General features: G+C 60.9%; 18 protein-coding genes. 9 read left to right on the top strand and 9 right to left on the bottom strand.

Annotated elements, in window-relative coordinates; genetic code table 11:
- The 8 genes from AAF358_17455 to leuS form a co-directional block, all read right to left on the bottom strand.
- Positions 1–590 (bottom strand): ribonuclease E/G (locus AAF358_17455; GenBank protein MEM7707349.1); only part of this gene is annotated, 590 nt, incomplete at its 3' end.
- A complete protein-coding gene (locus AAF358_17450; GenBank protein ID MEM7707348.1) occupies positions 587–1,192 on the bottom strand; it encodes a Maf family protein in 606 nt (201 codons plus the stop codon). The genes AAF358_17455 and AAF358_17450, both read right to left, overlap by 4 nt.
- Positions 1,185–1,655 carry a 23S rRNA (pseudouridine(1915)-N(3))-methyltransferase RlmH gene (gene rlmH / locus AAF358_17445; protein MEM7707347.1) on the bottom strand — a complete coding sequence of 157 codons (471 nt, stop codon included), beginning with the start codon at positions 1,653–1,655 and terminating at the stop codon, positions 1,185–1,187. Before rlmH ends, AAF358_17450 begins: the two co-directional genes overlap by 8 nt.
- A 46-nt stretch (positions 1,656–1,701) precedes the next feature.
- A complete protein-coding gene (gene rsfS, locus AAF358_17440; GenBank protein ID MEM7707346.1) occupies positions 1,702–2,103 on the bottom strand; it encodes a ribosome silencing factor in 402 nt (133 codons plus the stop codon).
- Positions 2,104–2,163: 60 nt separating this feature from the next.
- Positions 2,164–2,829, bottom strand: coding sequence for a nicotinate-nucleotide adenylyltransferase (gene nadD / locus AAF358_17435; GenBank protein MEM7707345.1), 666 nt, complete (start codon positions 2,827–2,829; stop codon positions 2,164–2,166).
- On the bottom strand, positions 2,826–3,872 hold the full coding sequence (gene holA, locus AAF358_17430) for a DNA polymerase III subunit delta (GenBank protein ID MEM7707344.1): 1,047 nt from the start codon (positions 3,870–3,872) through the stop codon (positions 2,826–2,828). Before holA ends, nadD begins: the two co-directional genes overlap by 4 nt.
- A complete protein-coding gene (gene lptE / locus AAF358_17425; GenBank protein ID MEM7707343.1) occupies positions 3,872–4,363 on the bottom strand; it encodes an LPS assembly lipoprotein LptE in 492 nt (163 codons plus the stop codon). Before lptE ends, holA begins: the two co-directional genes overlap by 1 nt.
- Positions 4,360–6,963: a leucine--tRNA ligase gene (leuS, locus tag AAF358_17420; GenBank protein MEM7707342.1), complete on the bottom strand. Its 2,604-nt coding sequence runs from the start codon at positions 6,961–6,963 to the stop codon at positions 4,360–4,362. Before leuS ends, lptE begins: the two co-directional genes overlap by 4 nt.
- Positions 6,964–7,158: 195 nt before the next feature.
- On the opposite strand from leuS, the gene AAF358_17415 reads away from it, so the two are divergent.
- From AAF358_17415 to AAF358_17400, 4 genes are all read left to right on the top strand, one after another.
- Positions 7,159–7,737 (top strand): DUF6491 family protein, encoded by a 579-nt coding sequence (locus tag AAF358_17415; GenBank protein MEM7707341.1) that lies wholly within the window; start codon positions 7,159–7,161, stop codon positions 7,735–7,737.
- A gap of 224 nt (positions 7,738–7,961) precedes the next feature.
- Positions 7,962–9,470, top strand: coding sequence for a succinylglutamate desuccinylase/aspartoacylase family protein (locus AAF358_17410; GenBank protein MEM7707340.1), 1,509 nt, complete (start codon positions 7,962–7,964; stop codon positions 9,468–9,470).
- Between the two features lie 395 nt (positions 9,471–9,865).
- Positions 9,866–11,989, top strand: a complete 2,124-nt coding sequence (locus AAF358_17405; protein ID MEM7707339.1) for a TonB-dependent receptor — start codon at positions 9,866–9,868, stop codon at positions 11,987–11,989.
- On the top strand, positions 11,989–13,050 hold the full coding sequence (locus AAF358_17400) for a PepSY-associated TM helix domain-containing protein (protein ID MEM7707338.1): 1,062 nt from the start codon (positions 11,989–11,991) through the stop codon (positions 13,048–13,050). Before AAF358_17405 ends, AAF358_17400 begins: the two co-directional genes overlap by 1 nt.
- 114 nt (positions 13,051–13,164) lie before the next feature.
- On the opposite strand, the gene AAF358_17395 is transcribed toward AAF358_17400, so the two are convergent.
- Entirely contained in the window at positions 13,165–13,662 is a 498-nt protein-coding gene (locus tag AAF358_17395; GenBank protein MEM7707337.1) for a hypothetical protein, read from the bottom strand.
- A gap of 252 nt (positions 13,663–13,914) precedes the next feature.
- Between AAF358_17395 and AAF358_17390 the strand changes: the two genes are divergently transcribed.
- From AAF358_17390 to AAF358_17370, 5 genes are all read left to right on the top strand, one after another.
- Positions 13,915–16,143 carry a TonB-dependent receptor gene (locus AAF358_17390; GenBank protein ID MEM7707336.1) on the top strand — a complete coding sequence of 743 codons (2,229 nt, stop codon included), beginning with the start codon at positions 13,915–13,917 and terminating at the stop codon, positions 16,141–16,143.
- Positions 16,140–16,421 (top strand): hypothetical protein, encoded by a 282-nt coding sequence (locus AAF358_17385; GenBank protein MEM7707335.1) that lies wholly within the window; start codon positions 16,140–16,142, stop codon positions 16,419–16,421. The genes AAF358_17390 and AAF358_17385 overlap by 4 nt, the downstream gene beginning before the upstream one ends.
- Positions 16,422–16,423: 2 nt before the next feature.
- Positions 16,424–18,085, top strand: coding sequence for a PepSY-associated TM helix domain-containing protein (locus tag AAF358_17380; protein ID MEM7707334.1), 1,662 nt, complete (start codon positions 16,424–16,426; stop codon positions 18,083–18,085).
- Positions 18,085–18,330 (top strand): hypothetical protein, encoded by a 246-nt coding sequence (locus AAF358_17375; protein ID MEM7707333.1) that lies wholly within the window; start codon positions 18,085–18,087, stop codon positions 18,328–18,330. The genes AAF358_17380 and AAF358_17375 overlap by 1 nt, the downstream gene beginning before the upstream one ends.
- Before the next feature lie 803 nt (positions 18,331–19,133).
- A complete protein-coding gene (locus tag AAF358_17370) occupies positions 19,134–19,958 on the top strand; it encodes a class I SAM-dependent methyltransferase (protein MEM7707332.1) in 825 nt (274 codons plus the stop codon).
- The last annotated feature ends 49 nt before the right edge of the window (positions 19,959–20,007 follow it).

The raw sequence follows: 20,007 nt of genomic DNA, 5'->3' as shown, positions 1-20,007 counted from the left end.
TGGATCAAGTCCCACAGCTTATTCAGGTAGGCGAGATCCGCGCGGATCGCAAAGGTATCCATGCCCTCGGCATTGGTGCGAACGATGTAGCCGGTTTTGCTGTCATCGTCCCGAGCCGCCTCGACCATGCCCCGGAGCCGTTCGCGCTCTTCCGGATCTTCAATACGCACCGACACGCCGATCTGGGATGACGACGGGGTCAGAACCAGAAAGCGAGAGGGGATGGAGATGTTGGTGGTGAGGCGCGCGCCTTTGCTGCCGATGGGGTCTTTGATGACCTGCACCAAAATCTTCTGGCCATCGCGCAGCAGCTGGGTGATCGGCGGTGTCTCCTGAGGTTCAGCGTCATCGGTCTCAGCGTGATGGCGGCCAATATCGGAGGCATGCAAAAAGGCCGCCCGCTCCAGCCCCACGTCGACAAACGCGGCCTGCATCCCGGGCAAAACCCGAACCACCGTTCCTTGATAAACGTTGCCCAGGTACACACGGCGACTGCTGCGCTCAATGATGAGCTCCTGCAGCATGCCGTTCTCCAGCACCGCCACCCGGGTTTCGCTCCGGGTTACGTTGATCAGCATCTCTTCGCTCATAGCCGGAGCGGGCTGTCGGGCTTAAGGGCGCCGGCCCATTGCAGGAGCGGCACGGTTTCAAAAAGTGGTAATCCCATCACGCCAGAATAACTGCCCTCGATGTGGGCCACAAAGCTGGACCCCAATCCCTGAATCGCATAGCCCCCGGCCCGGCCAGCATACTCACCGGTCGTTAGATAGGCGTTAATCTGCCGAAGGTCCAGTTCAGCGAAGGTCACCTCGCTGACCTGCTGACAGCTCCTGGCTTCACCCGCTTCGTTGACGACGGCCACGCTTGAGTAAACGCGGTGCGTGCGCCCCGCCAGGCTCTGCAGCATCTCACGCGCCTCGGCGGCATCGGCCGGTTTGCCGTAGATCCGGCCGTCGAGGGCCACCTCCGTATCGGCCCCAAGCACCGGCATCGCGCTGGGGCGTTGACCGGCGCCGGCCACCGCTTTGTCCTGCGCAACCCGCAGGTTGTAGTCGGCGGGCGATTCGCTTTCCCCAGGCTGCTCCTCCACATCGACCTCAAGCAAGGCAAAGCTAACGCCGATCTGCGCGAGCAGTTCTCGCCGCCTTGGCGAACGCGAGGCGAGCCAGAGAGCTGGAGCGCCGTTACTCACGATGGTAGGGGTGTCCGACCAAAATACTGTGCGCGCGGTAAAGCTGTTCAGCGAGCACCACGCGCACCAGTGGATGAGGCAGCGTCAGTTTGCCCAGAGACCAGCGCTGCTGGCAGTGCTGAAGCACCCGGGCGTCCAAACCATCCGGGCCGCCGATCAGCAGGGCCACATCACCCCCCAGGCCCAGCCACTCATCGAGCTGGTCTGCCAGTTGTCGGGTGCTGAACTGTTTGCCGGCAACGTCCAGCGCGATCACGCGCTGCGCGCCGGCGGCAGCCTTGAGCAGCGCCTCGCCTTCCTGGGCCAGACTCTTCTCAAGCGCGAGCGACGCGCGTCTTTTCGGGAGCGGGATTTCGGTGAGCTGCAGCTTGAGGTGAGGCGGCAGGCGGCGCTGGTAGTCCTGAAAACCTGCGTTGACCCAATCGGGCATTTTGCCGCCAACGGCGAGCAGCCGAATGTTCAAGGAGCCGGATGGTGGGTTTCAGCGGCAGGCCGCCGGACCCAGCCGCTCAGGGCGTCGCTTCTGCGGCCGCCTCGTCATCGACGGTCCACAGCGATTCCAGCGCGTAAAAGGCTCGCGCGCGGGGCACCATCAAATGGACCAGCACGTCGGCCAGGTCCACCAAGATCCACTCTGATTCCCGCTCACCTTCAACGCCAACCACGGGCATACCCCGTTCCTTGCTGCGAGTGATCACACTGTCGGCGAGGGTTTTGACGTGGCGGGTCGAGTTGCCTGAGGCAACAATCATGTAGTCGGTGATGGTGGTTTTGCCGCGAACATCGATCGTCTGAATGTCCACAGCCTTGGCGTCGTCGAGCGCGCCGTTGACCAGATCAGCCACCTGCTGCGGTGAAATCGCCGGTGACGCGGTGCCGGGGTTTTGGCCGGCGGGTGAGCCCTTTTTCAAATGTCTGAAAACCTCAAACCGATGCGGTGTCTAGCATTGTAGGAGGGCTGTCCCCGCGGATCAACGAACATACAGCCGTTCTCGGGTGAGGAAATCCACCACCGCGGGCGGCGTCATATAATTGATTGGGCCACCCTGGCGCACCAGTTCGCGTATCGCGCTGGCCGAAATTTCCAGCGCCACCGTCTCCAGGATCAGGCTTCGACCACCCTGCGGCGGATCCAGTTCGTCGACGCTATCAGCCGGCGCAAAGCCGAGCGCGGCAAGCTGCGACGGATCCAATCCATCGTCCATTCCCGGTCGTCGGACCACAACCAGATGCGCCAGCCGCGCCAGTTCCTCGCTGCGGTGCCAGCTCGCCAGCCCGGCCGCGGCGTCACTGCCTAGCACCAGCGATACGCCGGCCGCAGGAAACTCATTGCGCAAGCTCTCAAGCGTGTCGACCATAAAAGAAGGCCCGTCTCGGTCCAGCTCTCGCCGATCCGGGAGCAGGCGCGGATGGCCCCGCGTGGCGAGCTTGAGCATCTCCCAACGCTGCCCGGCGCTGGCCACGGCGTAATCGCGATGCGGCGGGCGGGCGGATAACAGCAGATGGACGGTGGCGTCGAGCTGCCAGGCAACCTGGCTGGCGATGCTCAGGTGGCCGTAGTGCACCGGATTGAAGGTCCCTCCAAGGACGACGAGGCGGCCTGAGCTATCGGACCCCGGCGCTGAAGCTTCGGTCACGAGCCTTGCGCGGCGCGCTGCGACACCATGGGCTTACGCCCGAGACAGAGCAGCGTCACCAGGGCCTCAACCGACTGCCAGGGATCGCCAGCGGCCAGGCCCTTGGTCTGCCGGTCCAGCAGCGCGCAATGTTCGAGCGCCTGAGTCAGCTGGCGCTCATTGAGCCGGCGCATCGCTCGTTGCAGCAGGTTCTTGCGGGCGTCCCACACCGCGTTGGCCCGGTAGATCGCCTGAACGTTGGCCCCGGTGTCCATCGCCTGGCGCAGATTCAGCAGCAGCCGCGATTCCCGCGTGAGCGTCCAGGCCACCACCGGCAGCGGCGCCGCTTCAAGCGCCAGCGCCCGTGCGACCCGGAGCGCGCGGGTGAGATCACCCTCCAGCGCTGCATCGGACAGCTTAAAGACGTCGAAGCGCGCATTGTCTGCCACGGCCTCCTCAATATCGTCGACGGTCACCGTACCTCCCGCCTTCAGCAGAGAAAGCTTGTCGACCTCCTGAGCAGCGGCGAGCAGGTTGCCTTCGATCCGGCTCGCCAGCGCCCGGCAAGCGGCGGCGTCCGCGGCGACGCCACGGCTGATAAACCGCTGGCTCAGCCACTGAGGCAGCTCCGCCGGCTTCAGCGGCCAGCACGTGACAAAAATCCCAAGCCGATCAATGGCCTTAACCCAGGCACTATTGCGTGACGCCTTTTCGATCTTCCCAGCGGTGATCAGCAGCACGTCACCATCTTCGGTAGCCTGATCGGCAAACGCGCGGATTGCCGCGCCGCCCTCGCGACCGGGCTTGCCGGTGGGTAAGCGCAGGTCGAGCAAGCGGCGTGACGCAAACAGCGACAGGTTGGCACTGTCGCTCGCCAGTCGATTCCAGTCGAAGCTTTTGTCGACTTCGAACACCAGACGCTCCACCAGGCCCTGTTCCCGGGCCGCCGAGCGCACCGCGTCAGCGGTTTCGAGCACCTGCAGCGGTTCGTCCCCGGAAATGAGATAGATGGGTTTCAGGCCCTGGCTGACCTGACCCGCAATACGATCGACACCGAGCTGCATCAGCCGGAGGACAGCGAGCGGAGGATTCGGTTTGCCATTTCCCGGGTCATCTCGTCGCGCAGAAACTCTTCTTCGCTGGCCGCACCCAGTACCTGGCCCTGGTCGAAGGTGTAGTCCCGGTAGATCTCCAGCGAAGTCAGCGGTTGGATCTCGCGCCCGTCTGCGCTGACAACACGAAACGACACGTTGTAGCGCAGCGCAAATTCCCGAACCCGCGCGGTCGCCCCAACCGACTGGACGTCGCGCAGCAGGTCGTTCTGCTCGAACTGCAGCTGCGCCGTCGCCTTGTCGGGCGCAACCACCTGCCGCCCGGAGGCTGACAGGAGCGTGGACAGCTCGCGGGCCAGCGGGTGGTTGTCGGGAATGCCCAGGTTCACGGCGTCGAGCTCCGGCGGCAGCGCAGCGCTGCCGCGAAGCTGAAACCCGCAGCCGGCGAGCACAAGCACCAGCCCTAACAGCAGCGCGGTCTGGAAGCCCCGGCGACCGCTCATCCGCCGATCACGATATTGACCAGCTTCTTCGGCACCACAATGACCTTACGCACCTGACTGTCCCCGACAAAGCGAGCGACGTTCGGTTCACCGCGAGCCAGGCTTTCCAGCTCCTCGCGGCTGGCCTCAGCCGGCGCCTGAATGCGGCCCCGGACCTTGCCGTTCACCTGCACCACAATCTCCAGCTCGTCACGCACCAGCGCCGCCGGATCGTGCTCGGGCCAGGGCTGGTCGATGACGTCACCCTCTTTACCCAGGCCCTGCCACAGACCCTGCGCCGCGTGCGGCACCATCGGGGTCAGCAGCGTCACCACGTTTTCCCACACATGCTGGAGCAAAGCACGATCCGCGTCTGTGTCGCCCTTGTGGCGGGACGCCGCGTTGACGAGTTCCATAATCGCCGCAATGGCGGTGTTAAAGGTTCGCCGCCGACCGATGTCGTCGCCGACCTTGGCCAGCGTCTCGTGGAGCTTGCGGTAAAGGTCGCGCTGAACATCGCTCAGGGCCTCGGGCTCCAGCTTACCGCCCGCGCCGTCGGCCGCATGGTCCGCAACGTTGCGCCACAGGCGCTTCAGAAATCGGTGTGCGCCTTCGACGCCCGCTTCAGACCACTCCAGCGACTGGTGCGGCGGGGAGTCTGACACCGAGAACAAACGCACCGTGTCTGCGCCAAACTGCTCAACCAAATGCACCGGGTCAACGCCGTTGTTCTTCGACTTCGACATCTTTTCGACGGCCCCGATCTCCACGGGCTGACCGTCGCTGATCAGCTTGGCCGCGATCATCGCGCCGCGATCGTCCAGCACCGGCTCGATGTCCTGCGGATTGATGAACTGCTTAACGCCGTCCTCGTCTTCGCGGTAGAACGTGTCCGCCACCACCATCCCCTGGCACAAAAGGTTGGTGGCCGGCTCGTCGGACTTCACCAGGCCCGCGTCGCGCATCAGCTTGTGATAGAAGCGGAAATACATCAGGTGCAGGATGGCGTGCTCGATGCCCCCGACATACTGGTCCACCGGCAGCCAGTAGTTAGCGCGCTCGTCGACCATGGCGTCAGCGTCCGGACTGCAATAACGCGCGTAGTACCAGGACGACTCCATAAAGGTGTCAAACGTGTCGGTTTCCCGTTCGGCCGGACCGCCGCAGATTGGACAGACCGTCTGGCGCCATTTCGGGTCGGCCTTGATGGGCGACTGCACGCCCATGAACTCCACGTCTTCGGGCAGCACCACGGGGAGCTCGTCCTCGGGCACCGGCACGTCGCCGCATTTGGGGCAGCGGATCATGGGGATCGGGCAGCCCCAGTAACGCTGGCGCGAGACGCCCCAGTCGCGAAGCCGGAAGTTCACCTTGCGCTGACCCAGCTCCTGTTCCTCCAGCCAGGCCAGCGCCTTGGCTTTCGCCTCATCAACTTCCAGCCCGTTCAGCCAGTCGCTATTGATCGCTGGCCCGTCGCCGGTGAAGGCTTCACCGTCAAAGTCTTCGGGCGGCTCCACCGTGCGGATGATGGGCAGGTCGTAGGCCTTGGCGAAGTCCCAGTCGCGCTGATCTTGACCGGGTACCGCCATGATGGCCCCGGTGCCGTAACCCATCAGCACGTAGTCAGCCAGGTAGACCGGCACCGGCTTCTGGGTAAACGGATTTAAAGCAAAGGCGCCGGTGAACACGCCGCGCTTGTCCAGCGCGCCGTCAGCCAGTCGATCAATTTCGCTGGCCGCTGCCGCTTCCTTTTGAAACTGCTCGACCGCAGCCTGCTGCTCCGGCGTTGTGATTTCCGCCACCAGCGGATGTTCGGGCGCAAGGACGCAATAGGTCATGCCGAAGCTGGTGTCTGGCCGTGTCGTGTAGACCTGCAGACTGAGCTCCGGCTGAACCTCACCGCTCTCATCGCAGATTGCCAATGAGAACTCCGCGCCCTCCGAACGGCCGATCCAGTTGCGCTGCATGGTCCGAACCGAGTCGGGCCAGCCGTCGAGATCGTCCAGGTTGTCCAGGAGCTCCTGGGCGTAGTCGGTGATTTTCAAAAACCACTGGGGGATCTCGCGGCGTTCCACCAACGCACCCGAGCGCCAACCGCGGCCGTCCACCACCTGTTCGTTGGCCAGCACGGTCTGATCGACCGGATCAAAGTTCACCGTCGCGTTGCGCCGGTACACCAGCCCTTTTTCGAACAGCCGCACAAACATCAGCTGCTCCCAGCGGTAGTACTCCGGGCGGCAGGTGGTGACTTCGCGCGACCAGTCATACGCGTAGCCCAGTCGCTTGAGCTGACCGCGCATGTGGTCGATGTTGGCGTAGGTCCAGCGCGCCGGCGGAACCTTGTTCTTGATGGCCGCGTTTTCGGCGGGCAGCCCAAAGGCATCCCAGCCCATGGGTTGCAGCACGTTTTTGCCCAGCATGCGTTGATAGCGAGCGATGACGTCCGCGATCATATAGTTGCGGACGTGCCCCATGTGCAGTGCCCCGGAGGGATACGGCAGCATGGCCAGGCAGTAGTACTTTTCCCGGTCTTCGTCTTCGGTGACACGATAGACTTCGCGGGCGTCCCAATCAGCCTGGATTTCCGGCTCCAGCTGCTGGGGGTTATAGATGGCTTCCATGGTGTTTTTCTGACGGCCCTCGGTGGGCAGCTCTGACGGTTAATCGCGCATGCTAACCCATCGCTGGTTACCACCCAATACGGTCCTGGCGGGCCGAGTCTGAACGGTGGCTGAATCGACCGCAGGGCGTGATGAATTTTGCTCGCCACTTATGGTCTGATATCACTCAGGCGCCCCATTAGTAAGGAGCGGGTTATGCGCAAGTCATTGATATTATTAATCACCAGTGTGCTGGCCACGGCTGCCGTGACGGCCCAGGAAAGCAACGCTTCGGACGACGCCGCGACGAAGGCTGAAGCCGCTGGCATGGACATGGTGATTGGATCGAGCGAGAGTCCCAAGCGCTCAGGGCCCAAAACAGACCAGGTGATCGGTGACGCCGGTCAGCGTAATCAGGCGGTTTATGGTGAACCGCTTAAAAAGCTTTGGGTACCGAACATCTCCAGCTGGTCGGTTGTCGACAACCAGCGGCTGATCCTCTACGTGAGCCCATTCCGACCCTACCTGCTCACGCTGGCCCGCAAGGCGCCGGGGCTAGGCAACAACGATCGGATCGTTTTCCGCTACGACAATAACCACATTTATGCGCGCTTTGATCGGATTGAAGTCGACGGTTTCCCGTATGTCATCGATCGAATCGAAAAGCTGGATCGGGAAACGGCACGCGCGTTGACCCGACGCGACAAGGGCCTCGACGGTCCTATCCTGGAAGATGAGGATGACGGTGACGAGGGTGACGATGCTGAAGCGGACGAGGAGGCGAAGGGCGCCTAGCAGCTGTTATGAGCACTCTGGGCTACCTATCGCGCCAGCGCCCGCCCTCGTATTTGCTCGCTAAAGACGCAGCTCAGCGGCCGAATTGCGCCGACCAGACTGGTTCCGCTTTAGTCGGCTGATCGCCGGCCGTACTATGAAATAGAAGAAGTGTGCCGGGGCGAGCGTTCGTCTTGCGCCGGTCGGGGGAGGCCACCGAGGGTGGCCCAAAGCAGGGAAATACGATGAGGACACCCCAGGCGTGCCTGCTGGCACTGCTGATGGCCATGGTAGGCGGGGCGGCAGCTAACGAGAGGCAGCTGACGGAATTGCCGCCGGCAGCGCTGCTCGGGCCTGCAGGCTTTGAAAGCGTAGCAGCAACGGTTGCCGGCGAGCCGTTTGAGCTGCTCGGCCAGCTGATACCCGCCGGCGAGCGCAGGCAGCTCAACTGGCAGATCGAAGCGACCATGGGTGCGGTCGCCATCCCGACACCGATTCTTGTGGCCCACGGCCAGCGGCCCGGACCGGTTCTTTGCCTAACGGCCGCCGTGCATGGCGACGAGCTCAACGGCGTTGAGGTAGTCAGGCAAATTCTTTTCGACATCAAGCCGGCTGACCTTGCCGGCACGGTCATCGGCGTGCCGATCGTGAACGCTTCGGGCTATCTCCGCGGCTCGCGCTATCTGCCCGATCGCCGGGATCTCAATCGGTTTTTTCCAGGCAGCAGCAGCGGCTCGCTGGCATCGCGCTTCGCCAAGGCGGTGTTTGACACGATCGTCACCCGCTGCTCGGCCCTGGTGGATATGCACACCGGAAGCTTTCAGCGCATTAACCTGCCCCAGCTCCGAGCTGACCTGACGGTTAAGTCGGTGGCGGACTTCAGCCGGCAGTTCGGCGCCATCGCGGTGCTACATGGCGCTGGGCCCAAAGGGTCGCTGCGACGAGCGGCCACCGACGTGGGAATCCCGGCGGTCACGCTGGAGGCCGGCGAAGCCAGCCGCTTCAACAAGTCGTCGGTTGACGCGAGCGTCGAGGCTATTCAATCGCTGTTGAACCGCATGTCTATGGCGCCGCGGTTCCGATTATTCGGGGAGCCGCAGCCAGCGTTCTACGATTCCGTGTGGGTTCGGGCTAACAGTGGCGGCATTCTGTTCAGCCAGATTGAGCTTGGCGAGCTGGTCAAAAAAGGTCAGATACTCGGGACCGTGACCGACCCCATTCGCAACGACCAAACCGTGCTGACCGCTCCGTTCACCGGACGCATCCTGGGGATGGCGGTTAACCAGGTGGTGATGCCGGGATTCGCTGCGTACCACATCGGTAGCCAGGCCAGCGAGGAAGAGGCGATCGCCGACGCCATCGCAGGGCCCGGCAAAGAGGCGAACGCTAAACCCGAGCCTCCGCCGGGCGACGACGGCGACCCGGCTGACCCGGGCATCGACAGTGACTCAGTAGAGATGCTGAACGATCCGATGGCGCCGCTGGAAAAGCTAAAACCTGCCAAAGACGAAGAAACCGACCTTTCCGACCTCGGCGCTAGGGATCCCTCCCTTCAGGTTTCTACGGACGATGCTCAGTCGCTGGAAAAGATGGAACTGACCATGATCGAGGTTTCAGCCACGCGACTGCCCGAAATGGGTGAGGCAACGAGAGTTCGGCCTGAACCTGAGACGCCGCTCCTGCAACAAAGTTTCGAAACGACCAGAACCGAAGAAAGCCCGGCCGAGGACACAACCGCAGCCGAAGAGGAATAGCCGTCCGGTCGGGTTCGGCTTCACTACCGATCATCCCTGCCCTCCTTCCATCATGGTGCAGGCGCCTGCTCGCCGAGAGTCTAACCACGGCGCTGGCATGCATCTCTGACTCTCACCCAACTACCCCTCCAGCACCGTAGCGACGTATTCGCCGAACAAACGGGGCAACCCCAATCTGTTCGAGAAAAGAAATCCGGTGTTTTGCCTATTGCGATCAATAATACGAATCATTATCATTTGTAATTGATGCTTCTGGACTAACGACCGGACCCCTACCCCCGGTGATTGGGATTCAGCGGCAGTCGAGACCGGCGGGGCCGCTATCGTGTGGCCGATGGTGGCTCCGCCCTTGCCGCAACAAGGCACAGACCTGCTCAAAAATCGGAGACACCGGGATGAAAACACCGCTGACCCTTGGCCTTATCGCTATCGTTTGTGCGCCCTGCACCTATGCTCAGGAAGGCGAGGAGCCGGCGGAGATCGAGCCGGTGGTCATCACTGCGACCCGCCTCGAACAGCCGGCCAGCGCCATACCGGGTACGGTTATCGTGCTGGACCGCGCAGCAATCGACGCGCAGGCCCAGATCAGTGACGACCTCGCCAGCGTCCTTGAACAAACCATCCCCAGTTTTGGCCCAAGCCTGCGCAAACTCACCGGCCGAGCAGAATCGCTTCGAGGCCGAAATCCGCTCTACCTGATTGACGGCGTACCGCAGCACAACGCCCTGAGGGACGGCAGTCGGGACGGTCACACCATCGATCTCGATTTTATTGAACGCATCGAGGTAATTAACGGATCGAATGCCATTCAGGGCGTTGGCGCCACCGGGGGCGTAGTACAGATGGTCACCCGCTCGCCGCGGTCCAACGAGCGCTGGGAGACCACACTCAACGCCCGGGTTACCGCACCGGACAACGGCGATTCTGACGGGCTCAGCTATAAAGTCAGCGCGCTGACCGGAAGACGCATCGGCGACTTCGATTTGGTTGCCGGCATCGCACTCCACGAGCGTGGCCTGTTTTTTGATGGCAACGGGGACGAAGTTGGCCTGTATCCAACGCAGGGCGACATCATGGACTCAACCTCTTTAGGCCTGTTTTTCAAAGGCGCCTGGCGCATCAGCGATGAGTCGGATCTCACCTTCATGATCAATGATTTTGATCTCGAGCGTAATGGCGATTTTCGCGTGGTCCTAGGCGACCGGAGCACTGGGCGGTTCACCAGCACCGAGGCGGGTGATCCATCAGCGCTCGTCGGCGATCCGGCGCGCAACGATGTAACCACCGCCTCACTCACCTATCGTCATCGATCACTGCTGGGCGGCAGCCTGACGGCGCAGCTGTTCGACCAGTCTTACGAGGCCAGATTTGAAGGCGGTACCTTCGGCGGGTTTTTCCGTCTCACGCCCGACGGTGCCCCGTTCCTCGATCAGTCGGCGGTGGTGTCAGACAAAAACGGCCTGCGCCTGACCTGGAACCGGCCCGTCGGCGCCCAGGGTTCGAGCGTTGCGCTTGGACTGGACTATTTCCGCGATGACTCGGCTCAGGTGCTGACGCGCAGCGGCCGGGAGTGGGTGCCGGAGACCCGGTTTGAGACTTTGGCGCCCTTCGTACAAGGGACCTGGGCGGCAGGTGACGCGGTCACTGTCGTTGCCGGGCTTCGCCATGAGGACGCCGAGCTAAAGGTTGACGACTTCACGACCATCGCTGCGGCCAACAGCACGTTTGTGCGGGGCGGCGCGCCGGATTTCTCCGAGACGCTGCCAAACGCCGGGGTGATCTGGCGGTTTGCCGAGTACTGGAACGTCTACGGATCGTTCAGCGAAGGGTTTACGATGCCGGACGCTGGACGCGTTCTCCGAGGAATCAACGTGCCCGGGCTGGACGTTGACTCATTGCTGACCGTCGAGCCGATCGTGACCGACAACCGTGAGATCGGCCTGGAGTTCGACAACGGCGCCTGGCGCGCAAGCATCGCGGCTTATGACTCAGAGGCCGACAACGGCTCGAGGCTTCTCCTCAACGACGCGGGTATCTTCGAAGTGCAGCGCCTCCGCACCGAAATCGATGGCATCGAAGTTGCTGTCGACGTACCGATCGGCGGCGCCTGGTACGCCGGCGGCAACTACGCCAATCTGGATGGGCGGTTCGATTCGGACGGCGATGGGCGAGTGGACAGCGACCTCGACGGGATCAACATCGCGCCCAATCGGCTGAACCTCTACGCGGAGGGTCCGATCGGCGACGCGATCAATCTGCGAATCCAGGCATCGGTGCTGGACGACCGAGACTTTAGCGGGCCCGGCGCACCGGTTAACAGAGACTTCGATGGTTTTACCATTTTCGATGCTTTCGCAACGTGGGAGACGCGGTACGGTCGCTTTGGGCTCGCGATCGAGAACCTGTTCGACAAAGAGTATGAAACGTATTTCTCGCAGGTCGAAACCGGTGCGCGTGCCGATACCTTTTTTGCCGGCGTCGGCCGCACGCTTTCGTTGAGCTGGCGCACCAGCTTCTAGTGCGGTGGCTCCATCGCTGGGTTGGCGTGACGCTGGCCTTGTTTATCGTGTTATCAGCGGGCAGTGGCGCCCTCTTGTTATGGTCTGACGAATACAGCCAGTGGCGATACCCCTCAATCCGGAACAACCAGGGGTCGACAAAACCGGACGCCACGGTGATCCAGGCAGTCCTGGCTCAGGCGCCCGGGCCCGTGCAGACGCTGGGCATGCCCCGCCCTGGGCTGCCCGTCTATCACCTTTATCTCAAAGGCGGTGACCAGGCTTATCACTCGATCGCTGATGGCTCGCTGATCGACACGTTTGGTCCGCTAGGACGACTCCCCGCAGTGATCTTTGAGCTTCACGTGGATTTGTTTGCCGGCGATTTCGGACACACGCTGGTGGGTATTTTAGGGTTGACGGTGACCGGACTCCTGGTGACCGGCGTCTGGATCTGGTGGCCTCGCCGACGCGTGCTGCGCCTGCGTCGATTGCTGCCCAAAGGCACCCAGCTCTCGCTCATGAACTCACACGCTGCCCAGGGTTTACTGATCAGTGTCCTGGTGACGTTCCTGGCGCTGTCAGGCGCAGCGATCGTGTTCCATCAGGAGAGTGAAGCGTTGCTGGGCCGGGTATTGGGAAGCGCTGTGAACACTCGACCTACCGTCCGAACGCTTGCCGCTGAAGCGGGCCCTGTGGCGTGGGATCGGCTCCTGAGCGCATCCCGAACGCATCTGCCCTCCGCAACCCTTCGCTATGTCAGCCTGCCCTCCCAGAAAGATCGGCCGGTGGTTCTTCGGCTGAGAAACGCTGGGGAGCTGCACCCCAACGGCCGTTCGTACCTTGTCCTTCACCCGACAAGCGGAGAGGTTCTTGAGGTTATCGACGCGACGCAAACAGGGCTCGGACCTTCGGTCTACAACACGCTTTATCCGCTCCACGCTGGCAAAACCGGGTGGGTTGGACATCGAGCGTTACTCCTCGTCGTTGCGCTGGCGTTGACCTACGTGGCCATTGTCGGCCTGCTTCTGTTCTTTCGAGGTCGCGCACGTCGACGACGTTTCCGATCAGAATCCCACTAGCAAAAGTACCGAGGCTGTCATGTGGCTATGGGCAGTTGAATACGTCTTGCAGTGAGCTTGTAGTGTTTGGGCAGGCCGGTGCAAGTTTGGGAGCGGGAGCTGCCGGGAATGGTCTCAGTGTAGGGCCAAGGAAACGCTGTGGGGCTGCTGAAAGTTGGCCACGTAAAGGTCTTTCGTCAGCAGCAGCGAAGACATTCTGTTTAGTCGACACATGATCGAACGAACGGCATCACCATGGCAGATTTCCCGGATGGGCCGACAGGCACACTGGTTAGGGTATTGCTGCAGTCGAGCAACCGGCCAAAGAAGACGTTGCTCATCCTGGGTAAGTGAACCACGCTCAACCTCTCCGACCATAACCTGCCGACTGGCCCCTAGGGCCACCGTTGCCAGCGCGTCCTGCCACGACACTAGAATCTCCGGGATACCCGCTTTGAAGAACACCTGCTCTACCTCGGCCCGATAGCAGCGGTTGTTCTCGGCAGCGCTGATCATGACCCTCGTGCCCCACAGCAGCATTTTGCCGCCTGTGCCCAGGGCAGCCTGATGGTCGAGACACGGACCGACTGAAAAAAGGTCGTTGGTGTCAGTCGTGGCGCTGATTACTCGCATTCGTTCATCTCCCTATTAAGGCCTTCAATAATAATGAGAATGATTGCTATTTACAATGAGGGTTTCACGAAAGATAGTGCGAAAGACGCGGCCGAGGCAGCGATAAGAGCTCGCGCCGCAGTGACAACAGAAATTCCTGATCGTTGCATTAGTTCCTAGGTAAAAATCCGTGTTTATAATGAGAATGATTTTTAATAATCTTCGCAACGCGGTCGACACCGTCCGGTGAACTAACAAGTGAAGGGGATTTACATGTCCAAATCGCGCAGCTTTGGCTTCGCGTCTCTCTGTCTGGGCTTTGCCGCCGTTGCTGGCGCTCAGGAAGCCAACGTAGAGCTCGAGGAAATTATCGTCGAAGGTCAGAAGATCAAGCGCTCCATTCAGGACACCAAGGAGAGCGTTGCGGTCTTCGACCAAGATTTTATCCAGTCACAGCGGCTGTTCGATCTTCGCGAGCTGTTCAATCAGACTGCGAATGCGTTTGAGCTTTTCAACGGCGAAGACTTTGGCATTCGAGGTGTCTCCGCCAGTTCAGCCTCTACAGGAGGCGGCAGCGGCGAACTGGGCAGCCTATTTTATGACGGCGTTGCGCAAACCGGCTTTGCGCGCAGATTTGGCCCTCGGGGGCTGTGGGATATCGAACAAGTCGAAATTCTGCGAGGCCCCCAATCCACCAACGTCGGCCGCAACGCGCTGATCGGCGCGGTGGTGATGACCTCCCGGGCGCCAGACCCGACCGAGTTCGACTCAGCGATCCGACTGGAGGCTGGCGACTTCGGGAAGCTGGGATTTGAGGGCATGGTGAACGTGCCGCTCACCGAAAACTCCGCTTTTCGATTCACGGCTGAGACCTTCCAGACCGACGGCTTTACCGAAAACATCACCATCCCGGTCGAAAACTTCGACGAGCGCGACAACCAGACTTTTCGCGGCCGGTATCTGATCACCCCCTCTGAGAACTTGAGTATCGGGGTGATTGCGCAGTATGCGCAGACCGAACGCGGTCAGCAGATTTACCGCGCCGATCTAAACGACGATCTCGAGGACCGAGTCAATCGCGCCAACCTCCAGGCGTTCGAAGATTTTGAGGCCTGGTCCGGATCCTTAACGGTGGACTACCAGCTCAACGATCGCTGGTCGATCCAGTCGGTCACGGCGATTCTTGACGGTGAATACGACCGGTTCGACGACGACGACGAGAGCGCCGGCGGCGGAAACGCGTTTCGCGGTCGGGTCGGAACGGAAGAAAATTGGTCGCAGGAGCTACGCTTTACCTACGAAGGAGATCGACTGAACGGCGTCGCCGGCTTCTGGTACACAGACGTTGACGTAAAGAACGATACGCTCGGCCTGGTGAACCTGGCGCCCGCAGATCTCGGTGTGCCCGCGTCCCTCCTGCCCTTCTACCCACCAATTCTTGAGATCGACGCGTTTATCCCTGCCGAGAACAACAAGTCGAACGCTGCGTTTTTCACCGAATGGGACTACAGCCTTAACCAAGACTGGACGCTGTCCGCTGGCTTTCGTTATGACTACGAAGAGCAGGACAATCTGGCAAACAACCTCAACTCGCTGGCGCCCGGCAGCGCGCTTCCCGATCCGGTCGCGTCCGGCGCGCTCGCTGAGATGATTCAGCCAGGCTTAGGGCCCGTGGTGCAGGCGGGAGTGGCCCAGGTCAACGGCCTGCTCGAGGGATTCCTGATCCCCACCGACAACCCAACCCTGAATACCGACTACACGGCTTTCCTGCCCCAGCTGGGCGCCACTTACGCAGTCAACGACGATGTGTCGGTCAGCGCCTTCTTCAAGCGCGGTTATCGGGCAGGCGGATCCGACGTGTCCCTGACCGGAGAGATCGCCAACCACGAGCCTGAATACCTCGACAACTTCGAAGTATCTCTGCGCTCCACCTGGCTGGATGGTGACCTGGTGCTCAATGCCAACGCTTACTACGGTGACTGGACCGACCAGCAGGTTGCTTCCTGCCCGCTTGGCCCACTGTCTTGCATCACGGTGAACGCGGGTGAGTCGGAGATTTATGGCCTCGAGCTGGAAGGCCGCTACACCGTCAACGAAGACGTCTCCGTGTTTGCCACCATCGGGCGCTCCGAGACCGAGTTCACGCAGTTCATTGATAATGAGCAAGATCTTTCCGGCAACGAGTTTGCCCTCTCGCCCAACCTGACGGCATCGCTTGGCGGCACCTGGTTCCTCACCGATCAGATCTCCGTTTCCGGGAATATCAACTACCAGGACGAGATGTGGAATGACATCCAGAACACCATCGAGCTGGACGCGCGCACCATCGTCAACGCCAACGTGCGCTACCAGGTCGACAAGTTTGACGTCATGCTCTACGCGCGGAACCTCACCGATGAGTTTTATCTGCAGTCCGACTTCACCGATCCCAACGGCGGCCGCTTCGTGACGCCAGGTAACCCGCGTGAGTTTGGTGTGCTGCTGCAGATGTTCTTCCAGTGAGCCAGGACACGCTGTTTCCGAGGCCGGTCAGCCGCGTGCTGGCCGCGACGCTGGGGGTACTGATCACGGCGGTGCTGATTACCACCGCCATGCCGGTTTATGTGCCCTTCAGTCAGGCAAGCAGCGTGGTAGTACCGATTGTCTTGTTCCCCGTGACATGGCTGCTCATCTTTCTTTGGGTGCTCTTTGAGCAGAAAATGTGGCGAGCCTGGCTGGGCTTATTCGCCCTTTCCGGCTTACATTTAGGTTTGATCTTATCCGGCGTTGGAGTGCTCTAACCGTGCAGCGAGATACCACCAAACGCTTTTACGCGGTCCACAGCTGGGTGGGCGCGATAACGGCAGTACTGATCTTTATCATTGCGTTCACGGGAGCAGTTTCGGTTTTCGGCAGACCGGAGATCAAAACCTGGGCACATGAGGTTTCGCACGTTCCAGCAGAGCTTGACCCGCAGCGCATCGAACAGATCTTGCGGGAGGACGCGGCAACCGTTCCAGAGGCCTATCTCGACAACATCCAGGTTCTGATGCCTGGCGTTCGGCGCAGACCCGTACTTTCCGTGCAGTTCGACCGGGAGGTCGAAACCGCCGACGGTCGAACCGAACACCACATCATTCGGTTCGACCACGACCCGAAGACCTATAAACTCGTCGACCGGCTGGAGGGCGAGCCGCGTGAGGTCTTTGAAGGCGAACAAAAAGATCTGGCCGACTTCATCATCACGTTTCATGCGGACCTCCATCTTGGCAATCCAATTGGACTGCTGCTGACCGGGCTGCTGGGACTAACGCTGTTCGCCTCGATTGTGACCGGCGTCATCACGCACCGAAAGGTGCTCAAAGAAGCCTTTACGTTCAGACCCTTCCGAAGTCTGCGGCTGCTGTTTACCGACTCGCACAAAGTGCTTGGCGTGTGGGGCCTGGTTTTCAACAGCGCCATTGCCTTCACCGGAGCCTTTCTGGGTCTAGCGGTTGTGCTGTTGCTGCCGGCCGCCGCCTACGTGTCCTTTGAGGGCGACCTGGACAAGATGGTCGAGACTTACCTTCCGCTAAACGAACCCGAAAAAAGTGGCATTCCCGCGGAGCTCAAAATCGCGGAGGTCCTGAGCGCAGTCGATCAGCCGGAGAATGGCCCAATCGTAAGCGCACAGCTCCTGACGGGCACCGACCAGGCGGGCGTCGCACACGTCTACACGCTCGCCGGCGACGGCATCGGGGGCGAGACCCATCGGTATCAGCTAAATGGAACCGTGCTTGAGAGCGTCACTTCCCAGTTCTCTCAGCTAGGCGGGGCTGCGGGCCCGATCCTCGACGCCATGTTTCCGATCCACTTCGGCAATTTCGGCGGCACGGTGGTGAAGCTCATCTGGTTTGTCCTGGGCCTAGGAACCGCCCTGCTGGCGGTATCGGGATCGATGATTTGGGTGGAGCGCCGCGTGCACGGCAGCTCCGGATCGCTATCGGTTGCTAGCTACCGACGCATCAGCCGCTTCACCGTTGGCGCCTGCTGCGGCGTGGTGCTCGCGACCGTGCTGTTGTTCCATCTACAGCTGTTTGTGCTGCCCAAAGTAGCGTCCACACAAACCTGGCTTATGGGCACCTTTTTTGGAAGCTGGGTGCTGGCGATTGCCTGGTCCATGCTGCGAACGAACGACTATCAGACAACCCGGGAACTCTTAGGACTGACGGGCGCGGCCGCTGCATTGGTCCCGCTTGCCAACGGATTTGTGACCGGCAACCACCTCTTAAACGTCTTTTCCGGCGGCCATTGGGTGACGGCTGGCGTCGACCTTGGACTTTTGCTGCTTGGCGCGGCCCTCGTGTTGATCGCGCTGAAACTACCCTCGCAACGTCCGCTGCGGAAGAGTGAAACCCGTCAAAGCGTCAACCCATCATCGGGCCTCAGCGGCGACCTGGCCTACCCGGAAGCGAGCACAAGCTAATGATCTGGTCCGTCCTGTCACTCGGGATGATGCTGGTGGCGGCTAAGCTGCTGGCCGGCAACGGCCGCAGCGTGGCGGGGTGGGCGCTAGCATTCGCCTCAGCGGCCCCACTGGTCGCGGCTATGCACCTCGCAAAAGCCATCTTCATCTGGCTCGCGCTGCTGGGTCTGGCCGGTTTTGCCATCACCCTGGCGACCGGCCTAACAAACCGGAGCGAGGGCCAGCAGGCCACCGCCGAATCCTGATGCCGGGATCCTCTGACGTTCTTCGAACGTCTACCCCGACAGAAAACCGTCGTTAGCCTCTGGACAGGCCGCGACGGCCCATCGTCATTTCACTCACGCCGGCATAGCTCAATTGGTAGATTAACCAACACGCGAGTTTTAGCCTGAAAACTTATCCGAAACCGATCGTTTAGCGGCACCCAATGACTGTGACACTAGGCCAAACGACTAAGAAAGAAAGCGTAATTGACACAAAATTGGTGTACACGAGTCTGAGACCTGCGACAAGTTAAGTCCTCGCTGATGGCGTCTTCCAGCTAGCCGATATTCTCATCCAGCCGGGTTGTTTGCGTTCTCAAAGCTTCGGTGTGCATGCCATTCGCAGTCATTTAGCTGAAAACCGCGAGGCCTTTACCTAACGCCCGCCTAGGCAAACCGCACGATCGTGTGCCTGCTATGCCTAAGGTGTCCTTGCTGACCAAGATGAGATTCCGGTCGATCCATGTTGCGAAGAGGTACTGCCAGACTTCTCCGCCCCTTAGTGCTTGGCAGTGATTTGATCGCTTGCAAGACTACGTAATGCTAATAATAATCATTTGCTTTACCGTTTCATGGTGGGTATGATGAACCTATTCGAACGGCACATCGATGACTGTCTCCAGAAAAACCGGAAATGACTGATCCGGTTCCGCCTCCGGCGGTTTCAGCCAGGTCCAGGAACCCGCCAGCCGACGCCAGGGCTGGCGGGCAACTGGGGCCTCGCTCCTTCGAATTGAATCAGCCTCGCACCAGACGGCCGGTGAACACACAGGAGGACAGCCCACATGACAAAGGCGCCCGACACCGTTCAGCTTAAGCTCGCAGGCGTTCCCGAGACGCTGCTCTGGCCGCTTTGGAATCGCGCCGTTGAAAACGAACGAGCCAAGCCTCTCCTCGACGACCCCTGGTCGACAGACCTTGTTCGCCGTATCGACTTCGATTTTCCCGGGCATTTTGGTCGACCCTCGGTATTCCACCCGATCCGAGCTCGCGTGTGCGACGAACTGATTCGAGCGTACCGCGATCGAGCAGGTACCGACGGGACCGTTATAGCCCTTGGTGAGGGACTAGACAGTCAGCGACTGCGAGTCGGCGATAATCGATTGCGTTGGTACAGCGTTGACGTGCCAGAGTCCCAGGAGGTGCGCCAGCAACTGCTGCCACCGGACGACACCGAAACGGCGGTCTCCTGCTCGGCGCTGGACGAACGCTGGATGACGTCGATCGAAGTGACCCATCCACCATTTATCACGGCACTCGGGCTGCTGATGTACTTCACCGAGGCACAGGTGGTGGAGTTGTTGACTCGACTCGGCGAGCGTTTTCCGGGCGCGGAGGTGTTTTTCGACACGATCCCGCCGTTCTTTTCCCGGAAAACCATGGCGGGATTTGAGGTCACAAACCAATACACCGCCCCGCCGATGCCGTGGGGCATTTCCTACGACGATCTGCAGGGCTTTGTTCAAACACTCGGCCACAAAATCCTGAAACTACAGACTTACGCCGAGCCCTTCCCCCAGAGGACTCGTTTTTATTGGCTGCTCGGCAAGATCCCGCCAATCCGTTCGGCGTTGGCGGCCTCACTGGTCCACATTCGCCTGAGCGAGTAACGGTCGGACAATGCGAACGCTTGTGGTTGGCAAAGTCGACCGCACACTG

It is taken from the genome of Pseudomonadota bacterium, from assembly GCA_039033415.1.
GTDB lineage: Bacteria > Pseudomonadota > Gammaproteobacteria > Xanthomonadales > SZUA-38 > JANQOZ01.
This window is presented reverse-complemented; position numbering and strand designations above follow the sequence as displayed.